Genomic DNA, 2,372 nt, shown 5'->3' on the forward strand with positions numbered 1-2,372 from the left:
GTCGCCTTGCTCCGGGCCCGCGGGGGGGGGAAAAACCCCACTTCACGGGGCGCTCCCGGTCGACGGGGATCGGTGGGCTCGGCGGTTGAGCGTTCGCCCGGTTCGTACCCGTCGGAGACGCCGACGACACCGCTGTCATCGAATGGGTGTATTTCATCCTATTGTCCTGTAGGTTTTGGGTGAAATCACGAGCGCCTGGGGGCAACGTCGCGCCCAGGGGGAGGAGCCCATCGATGTCGATGTTCCGTCGTACCCGACGAGTCCTGCTGGCCATGGCCGTGATCGCCGGGCTGCAACCGGTCGCCCTGGCGCACGCCGGGCCACCACCCACCGAACCCGCCGCCGTGTCGGCCAACGCCGCCGTGTCGGCCAGCGCAGTGTCCGCCGACGCCGCGCCGTCGGCCGCCACCGACGACGTCGACGCCGCGACCGCCGTCGCCGACGCGCGGGTCTCCGCCGACGTGCTGATGGACTCCTACGACCAGCAGAAGGCGTGGTTCGCGTCGAGCTGGTGGAACTCCGCCGTCGCGCTGCAGACCATCGGCGACTACATGGCGCGCACGGGCGACCGGCGCTACCTGGCCGAGCTCGACCACAGCTTCGAGACGAACAAGGGCCCGTTCCCGGCCGGGGAGCGGTCCACGGACGAGATCTACGGCAACTTCACCAGCCGCGCCATCGACGACTCCGGGTGGTGGGGGCTCAACTGGGTCACCGCCTACGACCTGACCGGCGACGAGAAGTACCTCGACATGGCCGTCACCATCGGCGAGTTCATGAACGAGTTCTGGGACACCAGCACCTGCGGCGGCGGCATCTGGTGGAACGAGGAGCGCACGTACAAGAACGCCGTCACCAACGGCCAGTGGGTGCGCCTGACCGCCGAGCTGCACAACCGGCTGCCGGGCGACACGCTCTGGCTGGACCGCTCCCAGGAGGCCTGGGACTGGTACGTCGGCAGCGGCATGATCAATGCGAACGGCCTGGTCAACGACGGGCTCCGCGACGACTGCTCCAGCAACAACGACACGGTGTGGACCTACAACCAGGGCCTCGGCATCGGCGCGGCGCTGGAGCTGTGGCGGGCCACGGGCGACCCGGAGCTGCTCGACACCGCGAAGTACCTCGCCGACTCCGCGCTGGGGTCCGACGTGCTGGTCAAGGACGGCGTGCTCACCGAGTGGTGCGAGGCGGCCGGCCGGAGCTGCGACGACAACCAGAAGCAGTTCAAGGGCATCTTCCAGCGGTACCTGATGGAGCTTGCCGACGCCACGGGCGAGCCGGCGTACACGCAGTTCGTCGCCGACCAGGCGGCGTCCGTCTGGGCCAACGACCGCGACGTCGTGGGCCGGCTGGGCCTGCGCTGGGCCGGCGGCACCGCCGAGCAGCCCAACGTGTTCGACTGGCGCACCCAGGCCAGCGCCCTGAGCGCGCTGATCGCCGACGTCCCGCGGGAGCAGCCGGCCCGCACCCTGTCGGCCGCCGCCTCGCCCGCGGTCGTCGCCGTCATGCCGAGCACCGGCCAGGCCACGCGCGTGGGGCTCGACGTCGGGGTGGCCGCGACGTCCGCCCGGCCCGAGACGCTCCCCGTGACCGTCCGGACCACCGGGCCGCGGGACTGGAAGGTCACCGCGGACCGGACGCTGCGGCTGAACTCGTCCGGCCACGCCGACCCCGCGCGGGCCACCCTCCCGGTGGACGTGCGGATCCCGGCGGGCACCGCCGACGGCAGCTACCCGGTGAGCGTCACCGTCACCGCGCGGTCGGGCCTGACCTACACCGCGCGGGCGGAGGTGCTGGTCGCGGCCGTCGTCGACTTCGCGGCCGGGTCGCCGGAGGAGATTCCCTGGCTGTTCGACGCCGGCGGCTCCGGCTTCAGCGGCGGCGGCAGCCGGTACGCCGACGGCGAGAGCGCCTTCGTCTACCGCTTCCCGTTCCCCGCGGGGACGACGTCGGCCCAGGCGACGCTGACGATCGACAACCAGTACGTCGTCGAGGTCAGCCCCGACGGCGAGAGCTGGACCACGGTCCTGGCCGAGGACGAGCAGATCCGGGACGGTTCCAACCGGGCCGAGCACACCCTGGACCTGACCGAGCACCTCGGCGCCGACAAGGCCGCCTACATCCGCGTGTCCGACGCGTTCCCGGCCGACGGTTGGGGCGGCGGCGTCTACCACGTGACGGCGGCGTACGAGACGAGCTGACGACCCGGGCCGTCAGCCGGTCCGAGCTGACGGCCTGCGCCGCCTGCCTGTCCGACCGGCCTGTCCGACCGGCCTGTCCGACCGGCCTGTCCGACCGACCCGCTGGTGCGGCCCTTCCCTTTGAGGCCCGGGGTTTTTGGTTGTTGGTTGGTCCACAAACAAAAAAAC

General features: G+C 71.5%; 1 protein-coding gene. It reads left to right on the top strand.

The features are described from left to right. Positions 1-233 precede the first annotated feature (233 nt). Complete coding sequence (locus ACFV9Q_RS19070; protein ID WP_377235682.1) at positions 234-2,204, top strand: glycoside hydrolase family 76 protein; 1,971 nt, start codon at positions 234-236, stop codon at positions 2,202-2,204. Positions 2,205-2,372 lie beyond the last annotated feature (168 nt).

The organism is Promicromonospora sp. NPDC059942 (assembly GCF_042731755.1).
Taxonomy (GTDB): domain Bacteria; phylum Actinomycetota; class Actinomycetes; order Actinomycetales; family Cellulomonadaceae; genus Promicromonospora.

Coding starts and splice junctions, on each gene's coding strand:
- ACFV9Q_RS19070 (WP_377235682.1), top strand. CDS start 234: ATGTCGATGTTCCGTCGTACCCGACGAGTCCTGCTGGCCATGGCCGTG.